Source organism: Paenibacillus plantarum (assembly GCF_013141695.1).
In the GTDB taxonomy this organism is placed as follows: Bacteria; Bacillota; Bacilli; order Paenibacillales; family NBRC-103111; genus Paenibacillus_E; species Paenibacillus_E plantarum.
This window is the reverse complement of sequence record NZ_WHNY01000040.1, coordinates 140,130-157,910: the sequence shown is the minus strand read 5'-3', so window position 1 is coordinate 157,910 and position 17,781 is coordinate 140,130. Positions and strand designations below refer to the sequence as shown.

The following is a 17,781-nucleotide window of genomic DNA, read 5'->3' as shown; positions in this document are numbered from 1 at the left end:
CTCAACCGTTCCCGCATACATTTAACTATGGCGCGTTGAAACGGAGGGAGTTGCCATGGTCGTATCACCGGATCTGCGAGATCTTAGCTGTGTCATTGTGCAGGGAGTGAAGTTTTTTGAGCTGGTCGCTGAGCCAGTTGTGCAAGAAATTCTCCCAGGCGTGTTCATGAAAGGGTGGGGCTACAACGGCAGCATCCCAGGGCCGACGATTCGTGTGTTTCCCGGTGATTGGGTGACAATTCGTGTCCACAATCGGCTGCCGGAAGCTACAAGTGTGCACTGGCATGGGCTCGATGTGCCGAATCGCATGGACGGGGTGCCGGCCGTTGAACCTTCGCCTTATATCGAACAAGGAAAGTTTTTTGACTATCATTTTCAAATTGTTAATCCACCAGGTACACATATGTATCACACCCATGTTGACGCTGCTTTTCAAGAGTTAATGGGCTTAGGTGGAGGCTTTATCATTGAGGATCCCTATGAATACAGTGCCCAGCGCGATTATTTCATTATGCTGCAAGAGTTTCACTTAAAAGGGATGGAAAAAGGCGTGGTGAAGACGGGGCAATTTGAGCTGGATACGATGTCGGATGGTTTTAACTTTTTTACGATGAACGGTCGCTGCTTTCCACATACAACTCCGTTACCCGTCCGTTATGGAGAGGAAGTGCGCATTCGCTTTGGGAATATCGGGATGAATGCGCATCCCATCCATTTTCATGGACATCAGTTCTGGGTGGCAGCAGCAGATGGGAACACGATACCTCATTTCAATAGAGAACTGCGCAACACGATACTAGTGCCTAGCGGAGTCACCACCGATATTGAATTTTCAGCGCATAATCCTGGCGTTTGGCCGCTTCATTGTCATATGCCGCATCATACATCGAATAACATGACGAAGCCGACAGGTGGCATGTTCACGGTCGTTCAGTATGTGTAGGAGAGAATGGCTATAATTATTTTATCCTCGGATGCCCCTTGACGTTGACCTGCTTGAGTAGGTATTATGAGTTCCATAATCACATATGAAGTTATGATCAAAGACATGATTTTCATCACGAACTGCCCAGAGAGAGAAGTACTAGCTGAAATCTTCTCCTGTTGCCGGTTGAAAATTACCCCTTTGTAGCTGTGACGCTGAACCCACTGCGAAGTAACGCATGGAAATAAGTGACACCGATTTATCCTCGCTACCGGATACTAATAAGGACTTGCACGATGGGAGTCGAATTAGGGTGGAACCACGAGCTGAACGCACTCGTCCCTTTCTGGGAGAGATGCGTTTTTTTGCGTTCACAAAAATAAGGAAAAGGAGGAAGGAAGGCATGGATATTGAAGTAATTTTGCCAGATGGAACTAGTAGGAGGTACGTACAAGGCACGACGATTGAACAAGTTGCTGAATCGATTAGTGTAGGGCTGAGAAAGCAAGCCATCGCGGGCAAAATGAACGGCCAATTGGCCGATTTACAGCAACAAATTGAAGCGGATAGCCACATCGAAATCGTCACTTTGGAAAGTGAGCAGGGGTTAGAGGTTTATCGTCATACCACAGCACATGTACTAGCACAAGCACTTAAACGTATCTATGGCGTTCAGGCCATTAAGCTTGGTATTGGACCTGTTATTCAGGATGGTTTCTACTATGATATCGATATTGAGAAACCATTATCAAGTGATGATCTAAGAGCGATTGAAGACGTGATGAGTCAAATCATTCAGGAGAACATTCCGATTACTAGACGAGTCGTCGGCCGAGAGGAAGCATTGGACATTTTTGCAAAGTTAAATGAGTCCTATAAACTTGAGCTTATCCGAGATTTGCCAGCGGACGTGCTGATTTCGATCTATGACCAAGGGGAATTCTTCGACCTATGCCGAGGTCCTCATCTCCCTTCAACTGGACGGATTAAAGCTTTTAAACTGCTCCATGTAGCAGGGGCGTATTGGCGTGGTGATGCGAAGAACTCTATGTTGCAACGGATTTATGGCACAGCATTTCTGAAAAAAGCGCAGCTCGATGACCATCTTCATAGACTCGAAGAAGCGAAGAAACGTGACCATCGTAAGCTTGGGAAAGAGCTTGAACTCTTTATGTTCTCGGAAGAAGCGCCGGGTATGCCTTTTTATTTGCCGAAGGGGATGATTCTGCGCAACGAACTTGAGAACTTCGCTCGAGAACTGCAGCGCCTTAGAGAATATGACGAAGTGCGCACACCTCTGATGATGAATAATCGCATGTGGGAGGAATCAGGGCATTGGGATCATTATAAAGACAATATGTACTTTACGAATGTAGATGATACGAAGTTTGCGCTGAAACCGATGAATTGCCCAGGCCACATGTTGATTTATAAAAATAGCCTACACCTACACTCCTACAGGGAATTACCGATTCGCCTTGCGGAATTTGGTCAGGTCCATCGTCATGAGTTTTCGGGAGCGCTGAATGGGATGATGCGTGTGCGCACTTTTTGTCAGGATGATGCCCATCTCTTCGTTTTGCCAGAACAAATTGAGGATGAAATCGGCCGAGTCATTGAGCTGATCTCGCATGTCTATCACGTGTTTGGTTTCGAATATCGGATTGAGCTTTCGACTAGACCAGATGATTATATGGGTTCAAGTGAGCTCTGGGATCAAGCGGAGAAATCGTTGCAGCATGTTTTGGATAAAAGAGGGATCGCGTACCGCATTAATGAGGGGGATGGCGCTTTCTATGGGCCCAAAATCGATTTTCACATCCTCGATGCTTTGAAGCGGAGCTGGCAGTGCGGAACGATCCAATTGGATTTCCAAATGCCCGAAAAGTTCGATTTAACGTATATCGGGGATGATAGTCTCAAGCATCGGCCAGTCGTCATTCATCGAGCCGTATATGGTTCGATTGACCGTTTCATCGGGATTTTAACGGAGCATTATGCTGGAGCTTTCCCGTTGTGGCTGGCACCTGTCCAAGTGAAACTGCTGCCAGTTTCTGATCGCTATGTGGACTATGCTTTCCAAGTGAAAAAATCGCTTGAAGAGGCAGGCATACGCGTAGAAGTGGATGCGCGGGCTGAGAAATTAGGATATAAAATTCGCGAAGCCCAGCTAGACAAAGTCATGTACATGTTCATCCTTGGTGAAAAAGAACAAATCTCCGGCAGTGTCTCCATCAGAAAACGGGGAGAGGGTGATCTTGGAATAAGATCACTGCCGGAGATTAAGGAGCAAATCAAGTCAGAGATTGCAGCGAAGCAGTAAGGTCGAATGAAGTACTTATTGCTGAGTCAGTATGGTTAGTTGGTTAGTTGGTCGGATGGAGGTTGCGTAAATCTCCTTTGTTCTAGGCAAATAGATGGATTTTATGTAGTTAAATTCTTTGAATTTGCGATCAAAAACAGAATAAATGGAAAACCTACAGTTAAATTTAACCATTTGGTCGATTTGAATAAAATAGGCAGTTTTAACATCATATTTTACAGTTAAATCGAGTTATCGGGGGGATTTTGCATAAATAGCTGTACATTTTACAGTTAATAGAAATTTCGAGAGGCGACTGCCCCTCGAAACTCCACTAACACCGGTGAAAGGTGGGATCACGAGCCCACGTCGCATGTACACGTCCTTAGTCTGTCTCCCGCCTGCTCATTCTGAACAACGAGATTAGTTTTCGTACCATGGATTCAAATGGATCAGAACTTCATCTACGTCACTATGCTGATCCATGATGGATTTCTTGATGATACGTGAGATGTCATGCCCTTGTTGGATGGTCAGTTCGCCAGGAACTGAAATTCGAGCGTCTACTAGAATATAATGTCCGTGCTCTCTCGCACGAACACGATCAATACGTTTTACACCAGGAACCGCTTCGATCAACGCCGTATATTGCGAAAGCATGTGTTGATCGACGGTTTTTTCCATGAGAATATCAAAGGATTCTTTGGCCATTTCGATGCCTAGTTTCAAAACTAGGAGAGATACAATAACTCCCGCCGCTGCATCGCCATAGGCTAACCAGTAAATGTCATAAGCTTTGCCAATGAAAGCTAAGCCAATCCCTACAACAGCTGCAAGCGAAGCATACACATCGGCTATATGATCATGAGCTGTCGCAATTAAGCTTTTGCTGTTCGTACTACGTCCGATCCGCATGGTGTATACATACAGAAGATATTTCCATACCACAGAAACTGCTGAAGCGATTAAGGCGATTAGACTTGGAGCACTCGGTTCATGGAATAAAGCCGCTACTGCATGGTATCCGATATAAAGTGCAGCTGTTACAAGAATGAATGCAACGAATCCCGAGCCAAGAACCTCTGCTTTGCCGTGGCCATAGGGATGATCGTCATCCGCTGGGAGTTTGGAAATCCGCATGGCACTTAGTGCGGCAATGGTTGCAATAATGTCCCCTGCGTTATGGACGCCGTCTGCCATGAGTACTTCACTGTTAAAGATAAGACCGATAATAATTTTGATAATCGTTAATAAAATGTTACTGATGAGGGAGAGCCAAATGGCCCAAACCGATGACTTGTTGTCGACGTGCATGAATGATGACCTCCTGCAGAAGTGTTTCCCGAAGGAAAAAAAATCCCTCGACCTAAGGTCGGGGGATTGGGCTGATATTTTTAAATAAATCTAGTAAACTATCAATAAATGGCATATTCAACACTTCACTTTTCACAAATATCTTTGTATAATACCACACATAATGAGAAATCACAAACCTCCAAATGTCTTGGAAAGGAAGTCGAGTGGCATGCGCGTACATGAATTTAAGATTACAAAAGATTTAGAGCGAAGCGATTTATCTGGTATTTCTGTGAAATCATCTCATTTTATTTCAGATGTCACGCTCGACTTTCAGTTTGATGATAAGCATCATAAGGTTGATGTGAAAAGTGTATTAGGCATGCTGCTAGTCCCCATCAAGGCAGGTACTACACTGCGTTTACTCACGAGAGGAAAAGATGAGGAAGAGGCTATGCATTTTATTTTTGATTTATTTCGGATCTTTTGTTAACTGCTTGTTCGTATGCGCTTTCAGAGTGCAGAATTGCATTGTTTTATGACAAGATTGGATAGCGCGTTGACATGATAAAAGAGGTAGAATAGCAGATATAAGCGGTGTGGAGACACGCTAGTAAAGGCTGTTGGAGGTCATTTATCGATGAGTAGCTATCGCGTGGTTATTGTTGGGTGTGGTGGTATGGCCAATGTATGGGTTGAAAACATGAAACAAAGACATGAGTGCGAAATTGTAGCACTTGTTGATATTAAAACGGAGTTCGCGCAAGCGATGGCGGAGCGTCATGGGCTATCTTGTGGTGTGTATACGGATGTTGAAGCAGCTATTCGTGACAATGAGGCCAATCTGGTACTGGATATTACGATCCCAGCGAGTCACTTCCAAGTTGCAAGCACTGCGCTTCGCAATGGGTGTGATGTGCTCGGGGAGAAACCGATGGCAGCTACGATGGACGAGGCTAGGGAGCTTATCCTGATAACAGATGAAGCAGGAAAGTCATTGGCTGTTATGCAAAATCGGCGGTATGACGCGAATATTCGCGCCTTTCGCGAGCTGATCCAATCCGGAACGATTGGTCGTGTAGGTTATGTTGGTGCGGACTTCTTTCTGGGGCCGCATTTTGGGGGCTTTCGCGATGCGATGGAAAGTCCGCTCATTCTAGATATGGCGATCCACACGTTTGATCAGGCTCGTTTTCTTACAGGGGCAGACCCCGTTTCGGTGTACTGCCAAGAATTTAACCCTCCCGGCTCCTGGTATGCCGGGAATGCCTCCGCGATCTGCATCTACGAGATGTCAGACGGCTCTGTGTTCTGCTACCGCGGCTCCTGGTGCGCGGAAGGTGCGCCAACCTCCTGGGAGGCGGATTGGCGCGTGACGGGCGAGCAGGGCACCGCTCTGTGGGACGGAGCGGGAGCTCCGTACGCGGAGGTTGTCGCTGCCGGCACGCAAGACGGCAAGTTCCTTCGCGAGTTCACGCGCGTGGACGCGGACGTGAACTGGTCTGGCCGCAGCGGCCATGCCGGCTGCTTGGACGAGATGTTCGCGGCGCTGGCCGAAGGCCGCCGCGCGGAGACCGACTGCCGCGACAATATCAAGAGCATGGCGATGGTATTGGGCGCGCTGGACAGTGCGAAGCGAGGCCAGAAGGTCGACCTGCGCTCGTATTGGAGCTGAGCAGCGTAACTGCGAAGCATGATAAAAAAGCCAACAATTCACACTACGTGTGGGATTGTTGGCTTTTCTGTGTGTAGCAGGTCTACTTCCATTTCCATTTCACCCTACTAAATGGAAAAAATACAGCTAATTTCACTCCATCCAGCTGAAAAAACACATTAGATGGATTTCTTACAGCTAATTATGCCAATTTCGACGCTTTTGAAGAAATCGAGGCTAATTAGCTACATGAAATCCATTTATTTGTTATTTTCGCAAGATATGTGTGAAATTAGCTGTATGAAATGTAGTTATTCGCTACGACGTGCATCTGGAAGTGGCGCTCAAAGGTTTACGCTCTGATTTTTCGCTCTAATTTTTAAACTCTGGTTAGAGGTTATTCGCCAACGCTAAGCACAATTAGCAGCGAATCCCCGATTAATGAATATCTTTCTTCTTAAAGCGTCCACCCTTAACATCATGGATATTCCCGATGGCTAGGAAGGCTTTGGGATCCAAGTCGTCGACAATGGATTTGAGTTTCGCTTCTTCGAGCCGTGTGATGACGCTGAAGATAACCTTTTTGTCATCACCTGTAAAAGCGCCTTCGCCATTGAGGTACGTGACTCCCCGACCTAGTCGATTTGTAATGGAATCCCCAATTTTCACATATTCATCGCTGATAATCCAAACGGATTTGGATTGGTCAAGACCTTCAATCGTGATATCAATCATTTTATAAGCAATAAAATAGGCAATCAGAGAATACATCGCACGATCCCAACCGAAGACAAAGCCTGCGCTGGCAAGAATGAACAGATTGAAGAACATGACAATTTCGCCTACTGAAAAGGCACTCTTTTTACTAAATAAAATAGCTACAATTTCCGTGCCGTCTAGCGATCCTCCTGATCGAATAACGAGCCCGACGCCAATCCCAAGGATAATCCCGCCGAATACAGCAGCTAACAAAGGATCCATGGTGATGGCTTTAACAGGGTGAAGTAAAGATGTGCCAATCGACATGACAATAACCGAGAAGGTTGTTGATATTGCAAAGGTTTTGCCAATTTGCTTATATCCGAGTAAGACGAAAGGCAGGTTGAGCAGAACTAGAAATATACCGAGTGGGAAGCCAGATAAATGTGATGCAATGATGGAAATCCCTACAATACCACCATCAATAATATGGTTTGGAACTAAGAAAGTTTCTAATCCAATGGATACGAGCGCGGCACCAATGATCATAAAAAGGATTCTGCGTGCGAATTTCAATCGTGTCAATTTTTGATGTTGTGCATGTGCATGTGCATTTGCTTGAGCTTGAGCTTGTGAATTAGCCATGAAAGTTTCCTCTTTTCCTCAATCATTCAATTTCGTTACTTATGAGTAAGAAGGAATGAGGCCCGTATAACGTGAGGTGAATTTGAGGAAAGCAAGTAGAATAACTTTCAGCTTTTTCCATATTAAATTTGTCAAAAAAACGATGAATACAACAAAAACGGTCATTTCATAGTGCTTGTGAAACTGGTCATGCAAATGAATTTGATTTTCGTAAACATGAATGATTTCCTTAGTAGGCGGTTGCTGTTGACTAGTCAAGACCTGAGTGGTACTGGCTGAAATGAGAACATCGGTATCGGCTGCAGCATGATTGGATATTGGGGGTGTTAATGGGAAGACGAAAAGTCCGAGAATCAGCCAGACCATGATTGTCCAACAGCATCTGCGTGTTAAAGGGTTCACAACCATCCCCTCCAGACAATATGAATCCAAATTTGCTTGAATTGTAGCACTTCATTTCCATTGAGTCAAACTCCGAGTGTGATAAACCCGTTCTCACGATTTCCTTCGTTGAATTTGGACCATTTATGCCAATTCTGCATACAATAGTAGGATGAACCCAAGCAGGAGAGGTGTAATTGTGAGTAATGTGATCGGCATACTCCTAGATCTTAAAACCTATCTCGGCATCCTTCGGAATCAAACTGGATATGAGCATATCGACTACTATAATCAAGCGGCCGTTGAGCTTGGAATGACGCCTTTCTACATGTGCTTAAAGCATGTAAATACAAAGTCAGCGCTGGGCTTGTGTTTTGAGAATAAGAATTACACATTGAAACGGTTGCCGATCCCAAAGGTAATTCACAATCGAGCGATGACGCTTTCCCCAACTTCGCTTAAGAAATTAAAAGCCATTGCCAAGATAAGCCAAGTTTTTAATGGTCAAAATAGACATGATAAGCTTCATATACATCGATTGTTGCGTGCGAGTGCGAATAGTTCTGTATTTCTTCCTCATACCGTGAAGTATTCACGTGAAAATCTGGTAAAAGCGATGAACCGAGAGGACTCTTTTTTTGTAAAGCCTACCAATAGCTCTGTGGGGAAAGGGATAATAAAGGTTGCTGCGATGCCAGATGGCGTATGGCAAGTCTGGTGGAGTAATCAATTACCAAGGCAACTTGCCCAACAGCAAACAATTGATTTTATAGATGGGAAAGTTAATAGCCAACGCTATTTGATTCAAAAAGCGATTCCACTTTCCATGTATGAAGGACGCCCTTATGACTTAAGGGTATCGGTACAACGTGGTGATAAAGGACAATGGGGAGTTACGGGGATTGCTGGGAAGGTCGCTGCTGTTGGCCGCCATGTCACGAATTTGGCAAAGGGTGGAGAGGCTGTTCGTTGTGAAAAGTTGTTCCTAAGCAACGGCTTTGACCCTGTGGTAAAAAGAAAACAGGTTGAAGAAGCAGCGATTCTAATCGCAGAAAGCTTGAGTATACAAATTCCATCGATCTCGGATGTGGGAATGGATATAGGGATTGATCATCAAGGTGCGATATGGTTAATCGAAGTGAATGGCCGAGATCAACGGTATCAATATAAACATTTGAATTTGAACAAGACTTTTTATCGTACTTATGAAACACCGATGCTTTATGCCAAATTTTTATTGAGCAAATGAGTCCAATAAGACGCAAATCATTTAGTAAACCTGCGTGGAAAAGGTGGAGTGGGGATGTGAGTGAGCGTGTTCTCGTCATTAAAATGAATTTATTACCATGGTATAACGAGCTTGACGACCGTTTGGAAGTGTATCATCCAACCTTTCCCGAAGTTGTTCGTCAACGTATCCTAACGTTTGGCGAATTTCGAATCATCTCGATTAATCGTCTTCAGACGCGAATTAGGCGAATTTCGGAAAAAGCTTAGTGCCATTTGTGCGTAGAAATTAGGTAAATGTGGCATAATTAGTATAGAAGCAATACCCGTAGAGGCAGGGAAATACCTGCTTCTTTTTGTGTACAGAAAATGAATTTGGCTTTGGTGTTGCTTCATACCCCTATAAACAAGTAAAATAGAAGTGAAGCATTATTCGTTCGATGTAGGCTTTTACCCACAAGCAAATACAGGGTGTACAGGAAAAGGGGACATTTAAAGGTGAACGTTCATTTAAATTTTACAAACAAGGGCAAAGTGGTAATTGAAAATTTCAATAATGAGGAGCTCATTGAAATTTTTAGTCGTTATATTAACACGTTAACGAAGAAGTACGCAGTTGATATTACGGTGCCTGCTGAAGCAAATCAGAATATCGTCCAAGATGGTTCATTTAAAGTTGTTCTTTCGAATGTACAATGTGATGTTGAGACTTTTTTCAAAGAGCTCGGGAGAGATATTAAAGTGCCTCTGAAGAAAAGAGCGGACGGCAAGCTTGAGAACGTGTTTAAAATTCAAGTGATTGATTAAGTTACGGGGGCTTGTATGCTTAGTTTAGACGAAAAGTTAGCAATAGCAACATCCTTCCCGGAACTTGCGCGTAAGGATGTTTCACTGGGACGAATTAATTTTCATTATCTAGAAAGTGACTATGAGAAGACTACAGTTCTTTATCATCTTCACCCGAATGGAAATGGATTCGTGTATGCCGAATACATCCCAGGTTGTACGGTGGATGCCAAAGGTTTAATTAACATTCGGGATTATAGTGAAGACGAGCTTCGTGAGATCATTGCGAAGTCGATACAGTCTTTAACTCGTGGCGGTAGTCCTAAGATTCCGAAGGTCGAAGAGGTTCAAGACCTTCAAGAAGAGATTTGGGTGGATGAAGATGGCAACACATTGAGTGTAACTTTCGTGGAAGATTTATGGTATATCTACGCAGGAGAAAACCTCGATTGTGCCTTTGAGACATACGAAGAAGTACAAGAGTATTTGGAAGAAGAAGGCTTCGATAAGAAGTAAGCGTGTATGAGTGCCCTCCTTGGAGGGCTTTTTTTTGTGATTTAGAGTGGGCCATGAAGCCGCAGGCACCGTGCGCAAGGCAAGCGAAACCGCGGGCTGTCGCACGCTAGCGCACAAAAATTGTGCGCAAGGCAAGCGAGGCCGCGTGCCACCGCACGCTAGTGCACAAAAATTGTGCGCAAGGTCAGCGAAACCGCGTGCTGCCGCACGCTAGCGCACAAAAATTGTGCGCAAGGTCAGCGAAACCGCGGGCACCGCACGCTAGCGCACAAAAATTGTGCGCAAGGCAAGTGTAGCCGCGGGCTGCCGCACGGCAGCTTTCATCAATACTCGAATCCAGTTTAAGCAGCTATTTTATGGTATAATGAATGGAAAATCGTTCAAGGACTACGAATGTCAAAGGGGAAACATAACGTCATGAAATTTAGACCATGTATCGATCTACATAATGGAAAAGTGAAACAAATTGTCGGTGAAACTCTGGGTGGCGAAGGGCAAGCTGTTGTTGAGAATTTCGTGTCTTCGTATGACTCCACCTATTATGCGAATATGTTCAAAAGAGATCGTTTAACCGGCGGGCATGTGATTATGCTTGGCGATGGGAACAAAGAAGAAGCGATAAAAGCACTTGCAGCTTATCCAGGGGGACTGCAAATCGGCGGCGGCATTCAAGCGGAGAACGCTAGCTTTTATCTGGAGCAAGGGGCATCACATGTCATTGTGACGTCTTATATTTTCCGCGATGGACAGCTGAATATGGATAATCTTACACAGATCGTTGAGGCGATTGGTAAAGAGAAATTAGTTATTGATCTTAGCTGTAAAGAAAAAGATGGCAAATGGTATGTGGCAACGAATCAATGGAAACAGTTAAGTGATGTGGAATTGAATCAAGAGACGATAGCGTTCTTTGAGCAATATTGCGATGAATTTCTCATCCATGCGGTTGATGTGGAAGGGAAGCAGAGCGGCATCCAACAAAGTCTGGTAAGTTCTTTGGCGGCGTGGGTTACGATTCCGACTACGTATGCAGGCGGTGCTAGATCATTTGAAGATTTGGCATTATTTAGACAGCTTTCCCAAGGGAAATTAGATATTACGGTAGGCAGTGCCCTTGATATTTTCGGTGGGAAACTCTCGTATGATGAAGTTGTGGAGCAGTTAAGCAACCCCGTGTAGCGTTAGTTTTTCACAAAAAGGATGTGTGCGATGGCACTTTGGCACAAGCTGTATGTATGGGGAATTGGTATAATCCTCCTGTTAATTATGATTGGCGAGCTGGTCTGGCTGCCAGATCCATTAAGATGGGGGACTCGTTTTTATTGGATAGATCTTATTGATGGGTTGATTTACGCGATTGCCATTGTTCCTTTGATCTGGATGGTAGCAGCGCTCCTGCATCTTGCACAGTCACAAACACGGAGGATGAAAGTATTTCACGGTATAGTTGCCTTCGTATGTTTAGTGAGTGTTGTTATCGTGGTTACCATTCCCAAAAAGTTGGAGTTCTCAGCATCCGCGTTGGTCCTTAGTCTCCTTCTTATTGCAACGGATATCATCCTACACGAAAGAAAGAAACGCAAGGTGCCACACCAAAGTATAATTGTGTTAGGTGTGACACTCGTTCTCTTGCTTGTGATGCTATGGCCAACCCAATATCTGGTGACATATCCAGGGATCACACTCAATATGAACCGGTATGCGCAAGCCGAAGGCGGCTCCAAGCATGGTGATATTTCGGGTGTTCTTATTTTCGAACGTCCAGCATTTCCAATGGACTGGTTGTATGCGAAGCTTTTTAAAGATTACACCTTTGAAAAGATTGAAACGTTAGGGATGTCGCTCGGCGAATATAATCAGGAAGTCCGTACGATGAAGGAAGATGCGAATGCTGCTGGTAGTGCGATTGCTTTCCATAAAGTGGGGATTGGCAAAGGCATTCTATCGGAAGGCGTTCGGATTACGGCCGTTTTGCAAAATACGAAAGCCGCAGAGGTGCTGCAGCCAAGCGACGTCATCACAGCGCTGAATGGTCAGCCGATTACCATGACTCAGGAACTTAGTGAGCAAATGAAGGTGATTAAACCAGGCGAATCGATTCGATTGACTGTGTTACGGAATAAAGCGAAAGTCGAGTTGACGGTAGCCACGCGTGCAAGTACAGATGATCCAGCTCGTGCATCCATCGGAATTATGATTGCGAATGAACTTCGATACGATATCCCTGATCTTGTCACCTATCATAGCTATTTGTTGCATGAAGGTGGACCGTCCCACGGGGCGATGCTGGCTTTAACGTTAATAGACCAGCTAACACCTTGTGGTGTGACGTATGGTCATCATGTTGCAGGGACTGGGACGATTGAACCAGATGGCTCAGTCGGCCCTGTTGGCGGGCTCGTTCAGAAAGCCTATACCGTGAGCCGTACGAATGCGGATGTATTTTTCGTTCCTGTATCTAATGAAGCAGATGCGAGAAAAGGTGCCGGTGATCTACGTATCGTACCCGTGCGAACGCTAGACGATATTTTGAATTGGTTAAAAGCTAACCCCAAAGCGGGTGCACCTGCATGTTCATCCTAATACGTTCGAGTTAGTCTCGAGCCGCTTCATATAGCTTGCTGGCAACCAGCTTGGGTTCATAATGCGCAGTCGTCATGTGATCTCCATGGAGTTGTATGAATCGGAAAAGGCCGAGCCTGCTGGACATGTGGGGATGCCACCCATAGTTAGGATCGCCAAACGGGATCACATTATCTTCCATGAGGTGTACGTAGCTTTTGGGAATAGGAAGGCTATAAAATTTCTTCAGATCTAATTTCTCGAATAAAGGACCTACTGGTTCGGGGAAAGCTTTTTTGTAGATCTGTTGGGCTTGGCTAAGACTGGCCAGATTGGTGAAGGCTTCTCTAAAAAAATCAAAAGGCAGCGTAATCGTATTGTTTTTGGAACTTGCGCCTAGCTTTTTAAATTGTTCAACGACTTGAGGTGGCAACTCATCAGCAAGCATTTCGCCATCTTTGAGGACAAAAGCATTAAGAAAAACGAGTCGCTTCAAGCGATCGGGGACTAGCTCCGCTACTTTTTGGATCACTGACCCTCCAAAACTATGGCCAACAAGGACGACGTTATGCAATTTATGCGAGATGATGAAGTCCGCGACTGATTTACTTATCATCCCATGGGTCACATTTTTATTTGGGTCAGCACCGTGTCCTGGAAATTCAGGGACGAAGACGGTATGGCCTTTTTTACTTAGCTCAGCCGCAACGCCTGCCCAGAAGCTGGCATCCGCCCAGGAACCATGAACAAGCACGAAGGTAAGCGGCTGTTCTTTGGCACGATAAGAGGAATCATCTTCTTGGATCCAAGGGGTTGGCATATAGGGCCAGTTCGCAGGCATGGGATTGGATGGATAAGGGTATGGCCATGAGGGGCCAGGATTCTGATAATTTTCGTTCAAATAAGTCATTGTGGTCTTCCTCTCGCCTAGTGATGATATACTATATGCCCAGATGCGGAATGTGCGCTAAGAATTTGAATTCGAAGGGAAGTTGGTCCGTGAATGGCTCATATGGAGCAGAATATGTACAGATTTAGTGAAGCACCTATTTGGGAGCTGCAGCGTGCTTATTATGAGGAACAAGGGATTGAGGCTTGGCAGAGCGGAGAAGTGCCGCAATACATAACAAGCAATCGGGTAATGGCCATTTCTTATGCGGAAATGATTTTTGGTTTCTTGCAGGATCGAGCTAGAATGGGACAGCTGACAGCATGTGTAACAATCCTCGAACTTGGAGCGGGTTCAGGTCAATTTGCTTTTTATGTGTTACAAGAGTTAACGAAGCTTACACAATTGGCTAGAATATCACTGCCCCCGTTTCGATACGTGATGAGTGATTTGGCTGAGAAAAATATAGCGTTCTGGCGGCAGCAAACTTGCTTAACACCATTTGTGGAGCAAGGCGTATTGGACTTTGCCAAATTCGATGCTGTACAGGATAAAGAGATTTATTTACTGCATACGGGTGAACGCATTAGATCGGGTGATCTGGCGCAGCCGTTAGTCATTTTGGCGAATTACTTTTTTGACAGCTTGCCACAGGAATTAATTTATATTGAAGACAAACAAGTGTATGATTGCCGGATATCCTTGCAATTTCCAGAAGGTGCACATGAACTGAGCGTTTCCCAGCAGTTGAAAGAGGTCATAGGGAGCTATCATTATCAACGGGAGCACATGTATGATGACAAGTCCTACCCTTATCGTGAGCTATTAGATGTATATCGTCAGCATATTTCAGATTCACATATTCTTTTGCCTGAAGTAAGTTTGGCATGTTTACACCGATTGAAAGCCTTATCTCAGGAAGGTTTCTTGCTGCTCACCGCTGATAAAGGAGATCATCGCTTAGAAAGCTGGGAATTTAACGAGCCACCGAAACTTATCCATCACGGAAGCATCTCATTAACGGCGAATTATCATGCGATTAGCTATGTGTGCGAAGCTCAGGGGGCCAAAGCACTATTCACGAAGCATCCCTATACCTACTTAAACATCGGTTGTATGCTCAATCTTTCTGAACCTCACGAGTATGGTCTTACGAGATTAGCGTATGATAGGTTTGTGGAGCGATTTGGTCCTGATGACTTTTTCAATCTAAAGGAAGCCTTCGACGCTCAATTGGAGCAGAAGACGATGCCTCAGCTGTTAGCCTTGTGGCGCTTGAGTGGCTACGATACTCAGTTCCTACTGCCCAGTACGAAACGTCTGATTGACCTGATTCCAGATGGTAAAGACCATGAATGGATCGCGCTTCAGCAAGGAATTGATCACATGTGGGCACATTATTATCCAATGGACGGGAACACGGATGTTGCCCTCGCTTGTGGGATTCTCATGTATCAAATGGACATGTATCAGGACGCAATCCCTTACTTCGAGCGTACACAGCCAAAGCTTGCGAATGATGTGACTGTCCTCTATGAGATGGCGGTGTGCTACTACGAATTGGGACAAGATGATGCAGCTAAACGGTATGTAGATCGTACGCTTTCCCAATCCCCAGAGCATGAGGAAGCGATTGCCTTACGGGAATTATTACTTTCATTGAGTTAACAAATGGCATAAGCTGCAACAATCTGCGTGCTCCTGACGTTAGGAAAGTATCCATAACCGATAAGGTGTTAAATACCAACCGAAAATGAAAGGAGCACTAGCATGAAAAAAATAGCAGCATTAAGTTTAACCCTTCTGCTAGGCAGTAGTTTGACATTTGGTTCCGCTTATGCGTTCTCAGACTTAGAAGAGGGACAAGCAACTGCGGTTCTAGCGCTGAAAGATCGAGGCATTGTTAGTGGTTTTGATAACGAGCATTTTGTGCCAAAGGGTAAAATCAGCTATGCACAAAGCGTCCAAATGATTGTCAAAGGTCTAAACCTTAACTTGGATCATTTGCGATTCATTAAGCAACCTTTGGCATCCGATAGTTTTTCGAATATCCCGAATGATGCTTGGTATGCGGATGCATTCATTATTGCGCATTACCACAACTTGGACATCCCGAAGGATGTGAATCCGAATGCCACGATTACTCGCGAGCAATTCGGGAATCTATTGGTTAAAGCGCTTGAAACCAAGGGTCAATTTCCACTGGTGAAAATGTATATCCCAATTAAAGATGAAGATCAGCTTAACGTGGATTATCAAGGCACCATTCAACGATTACTGTTGTATAAAATTACGGCGCTGGATGGGAATGGCAAATTTAATCCCAAAAGTGAACTAACAAGAGGAGAAGCCGCGACTTGGCTATATAATGCCATTCGTGTGCTAGAGGCGCATGTGCAGAAACCACCACAAGTAGAAGAGGTTACGGTATCGGTTGAAAAAGTGAACGATGATGTGAACAAAGTAACCCTTTCCAGAGGTACGAAGCCGAATCCTGGCTATGGCATTAGCATCGATAGCATCCAGTTTGAGCCTGGTGGTCAAGCGGTCGTGAAGTATTCGTTGATAGAGCCACAACCTGACATGATGTATGCACAAGTGATGACGGAGGCAAAGGCTGAGACGTATGTGTCTTCGAAGTATGTAGTAAAGGCCGAAGCTAGCGAACTGAAATAATAGGTTACATGCTGTTATCCGTTGAGGATGGCGGCATTTTTTTTGTGCTTTTACCACCCTGTATTCGGACTGTACAAGCTCGTACTCTCTCACATAGGATATAGCATCCTCCAATAGACGGGTGGTGAGAGATATGAAAACAGTCAACTATTACACGTTAGCATTAGGCTTGTTAGGTGCGGCCAAATTAATTTTGGACGCATTTGGTATGAATATCATTACGGACGAGACTGCGAATGCCATTGCCAATGGTGTCGCTGCCTTGTTATCTGTCATTGGTGTCTATACGAACCATCAAAAAGTGGAATAGTGCTCGCTAGTTTAAACCCATTGACACCGATATTTGCCTAGTTGAATATCGTATTGGACAGAAGTGATTTCCATAGCGGAGGCGTCAAACGTGGGATACTATGTTCAAGTTGAAAATGGTGTGAAATTATTTATCGAAGATGTCAATCCAAAAGGGACGAAGACCATCCTGTTTATACATGGGTGGCCTTTGTCACATACACAATTTGAGTATCAATTTAATGTGCTCCCAGGACAGGGTTACCGCTGTATCGGTATGGATTGGCGTGGATTCGGTCAATCGGATAAACCGATGGACGGCTATACGTACGATCGTCTTGCCGATGACCTGCATGCCGTGATTCAGTCGTTAAAGCTGGAAGGTATTACACTTGCGGGTCACTCAACAGGCGGCGCTATCGCGATCCGTTATATGGCCAGATATCACGGCCAGGGAGTAACGAAGCTCGTACTGATTGATGCCGCTGCACCAACGGGTTTTACGAATGAAACGGCAGCAAAGTTTTTGCAAGAGAATGCCAACGATCGTCCAAATATGCTGCAACATGTAACGGATTCGTTCTTCTTTCAATATATCACGGAGCGATTCTCGGATTGGTTCTTTCAAATGGGCTTACAAGCGGCCAGCTGGTCCACCGCGGCAGTCATTCGTTTGCTGAGAGATGAGAATGTGGCAGCTGATCTAAGCCGAATTGGAGCACCTACATTAATTGTTCACGGTATACATGACCAAGTGATTCCCTATCAACAAGCGGTCGAGGTAAATAAACGAATTCCAAATTCGCAGCTTGTCCCTTTTCATTACAGCGGACATGGCGCATTCTGGGAGGAAAGAGATCGCTTTAATTACGTACTTACACAATTTATTGGTTGATGCTGAGTATGATCAGCAATGGCATATGAGATATAGCTTC

At 44.8% G+C, this 17,781-nt stretch carries 18 protein-coding genes; 14 read left to right on the top strand and 4 right to left on the bottom strand.

What is annotated here, in order from left to right; all coding sequences use genetic code 11:
* Window positions 1-55 precede the first annotated feature (55 nt).
* Complete coding sequence (locus GC096_RS12900) at window positions 56-943, top strand: multicopper oxidase family protein (RefSeq protein ID WP_171630628.1); 888 nt, start codon at window positions 56-58, stop codon at window positions 941-943.
* Between the two features lie 385 nt (window positions 944-1,328).
* Complete coding sequence (gene thrS, locus GC096_RS12895) at window positions 1,329-3,248, top strand: threonine--tRNA ligase (RefSeq protein ID WP_171630627.1); 1,920 nt, start codon at window positions 1,329-1,331, stop codon at window positions 3,246-3,248.
* A 402-nt stretch (window positions 3,249-3,650) separates the two neighbouring features.
* On the opposite strand, the gene GC096_RS12890 is transcribed toward thrS, so the two are convergent.
* Window positions 3,651-4,541, bottom strand: a complete 891-nt coding sequence (locus tag GC096_RS12890; protein ID WP_171630626.1) for a cation diffusion facilitator family transporter — start codon at window positions 4,539-4,541, stop codon at window positions 3,651-3,653.
* Between the two features lie 211 nt (window positions 4,542-4,752).
* On the opposite strand from GC096_RS12890, the gene GC096_RS12885 reads away from it, so the two are divergent.
* Both GC096_RS12885 and GC096_RS12880 read left to right on the top strand, forming a co-directional pair.
* A complete protein-coding gene (locus GC096_RS12885) occupies window positions 4,753-5,016 on the top strand; it encodes an HPr family phosphocarrier protein (RefSeq protein WP_056621252.1) in 264 nt (87 codons plus the stop codon).
* Window positions 5,017-5,163: 147 nt separating this feature from the next.
* The gene (locus GC096_RS12880) at window positions 5,164-6,198 is read left to right on the top strand and encodes a Gfo/Idh/MocA family protein (protein ID WP_171630625.1); all 1,035 of its coding nucleotides are present in this window, start codon (window positions 5,164-5,166) and stop codon (window positions 6,196-6,198) included.
* A gap of 417 nt (window positions 6,199-6,615) precedes the next feature.
* On the opposite strand, the gene GC096_RS12875 is transcribed toward GC096_RS12880, so the two are convergent.
* Together GC096_RS12875 and GC096_RS12870 are read right to left on the bottom strand one after the other, a co-directional pair.
* The gene (locus GC096_RS12875; protein WP_171630624.1) at window positions 6,616-7,521 is read right to left on the bottom strand and encodes a YitT family protein; all 906 of its coding nucleotides are present in this window, start codon (window positions 7,519-7,521) and stop codon (window positions 6,616-6,618) included.
* A 39-nt stretch (window positions 7,522-7,560) separates the two neighbouring features.
* Complete coding sequence (locus tag GC096_RS12870; RefSeq protein WP_171630623.1) at window positions 7,561-7,923, bottom strand: hypothetical protein; 363 nt, start codon at window positions 7,921-7,923, stop codon at window positions 7,561-7,563.
* A 178-nt stretch (window positions 7,924-8,101) separates the two neighbouring features.
* On the opposite strand from GC096_RS12870, the gene GC096_RS12865 reads away from it, so the two are divergent.
* The 6 genes from GC096_RS12865 (at window position 8,102) to GC096_RS12840 (ending at window position 13,014) form a co-directional block, all read left to right on the top strand.
* Entirely contained in the window at window positions 8,102-9,151 is a 1,050-nt protein-coding gene (locus tag GC096_RS12865; protein ID WP_171630622.1) for a YheC/YheD family protein, read from the top strand.
* 56 nt (window positions 9,152-9,207) lie between these two features.
* On the top strand, window positions 9,208-9,399 hold the full coding sequence (locus tag GC096_RS12860; RefSeq protein ID WP_171630621.1) for a hypothetical protein: 192 nt from the start codon (window positions 9,208-9,210) through the stop codon (window positions 9,397-9,399).
* 228 nt (window positions 9,400-9,627) lie between these two features.
* Complete coding sequence (locus tag GC096_RS12855; protein WP_056621264.1) at window positions 9,628-9,936, top strand: hypothetical protein; 309 nt, start codon at window positions 9,628-9,630, stop codon at window positions 9,934-9,936.
* Between the two features lie 15 nt (window positions 9,937-9,951).
* Window positions 9,952-10,431 (top strand): hypothetical protein, encoded by a 480-nt coding sequence (locus tag GC096_RS12850; protein ID WP_171630620.1) that lies wholly within the window; start codon window positions 9,952-9,954, stop codon window positions 10,429-10,431.
* A 417-nt stretch (window positions 10,432-10,848) separates the two neighbouring features.
* A complete protein-coding gene (gene hisA, locus GC096_RS12845; RefSeq protein ID WP_171630619.1) occupies window positions 10,849-11,610 on the top strand; it encodes a phosphoribosylformimino-5-aminoimidazole carboxamide ribotide isomerase in 762 nt (253 codons plus the stop codon).
* A 30-nt stretch (window positions 11,611-11,640) separates the two neighbouring features.
* Entirely contained in the window at window positions 11,641-13,014 is a 1,374-nt protein-coding gene (locus tag GC096_RS12840; RefSeq protein ID WP_171630618.1) for a PDZ domain-containing protein, read from the top strand.
* Between the two features lie 10 nt (window positions 13,015-13,024).
* Here the strand turns inward: GC096_RS12840 and GC096_RS12835 are convergent, their stop codons facing one another.
* Window positions 13,025-13,903: an alpha/beta fold hydrolase gene (locus tag GC096_RS12835; RefSeq protein ID WP_246302729.1), complete on the bottom strand. Its 879-nt coding sequence runs from the start codon at window positions 13,901-13,903 to the stop codon at window positions 13,025-13,027.
* Window positions 13,904-13,996: 93 nt separating this feature from the next.
* On the opposite strand from GC096_RS12835, the gene GC096_RS12830 reads away from it, so the two are divergent.
* The 4 genes from GC096_RS12830 (at window position 13,997) to GC096_RS12815 (ending at window position 17,741) form a co-directional block, all read left to right on the top strand.
* Window positions 13,997-15,550, top strand: a complete 1,554-nt coding sequence (locus tag GC096_RS12830) for an SAM-dependent methyltransferase (protein ID WP_171630617.1) — start codon at window positions 13,997-13,999, stop codon at window positions 15,548-15,550.
* Between the two features lie 102 nt (window positions 15,551-15,652).
* Window positions 15,653-16,558: an S-layer homology domain-containing protein gene (locus GC096_RS12825; RefSeq protein ID WP_171630616.1), complete on the top strand. Its 906-nt coding sequence runs from the start codon at window positions 15,653-15,655 to the stop codon at window positions 16,556-16,558.
* A gap of 133 nt (window positions 16,559-16,691) precedes the next feature.
* Window positions 16,692-16,868, top strand: coding sequence for a hypothetical protein (locus GC096_RS12820; RefSeq protein WP_171630615.1), 177 nt, complete (start codon window positions 16,692-16,694; stop codon window positions 16,866-16,868).
* 90 nt (window positions 16,869-16,958) lie between these two features.
* Window positions 16,959-17,741, top strand: coding sequence for an alpha/beta fold hydrolase (locus GC096_RS12815; protein ID WP_171630614.1), 783 nt, complete (start codon window positions 16,959-16,961; stop codon window positions 17,739-17,741).
* The last annotated feature ends 40 nt before the right edge of the window (window positions 17,742-17,781 follow it).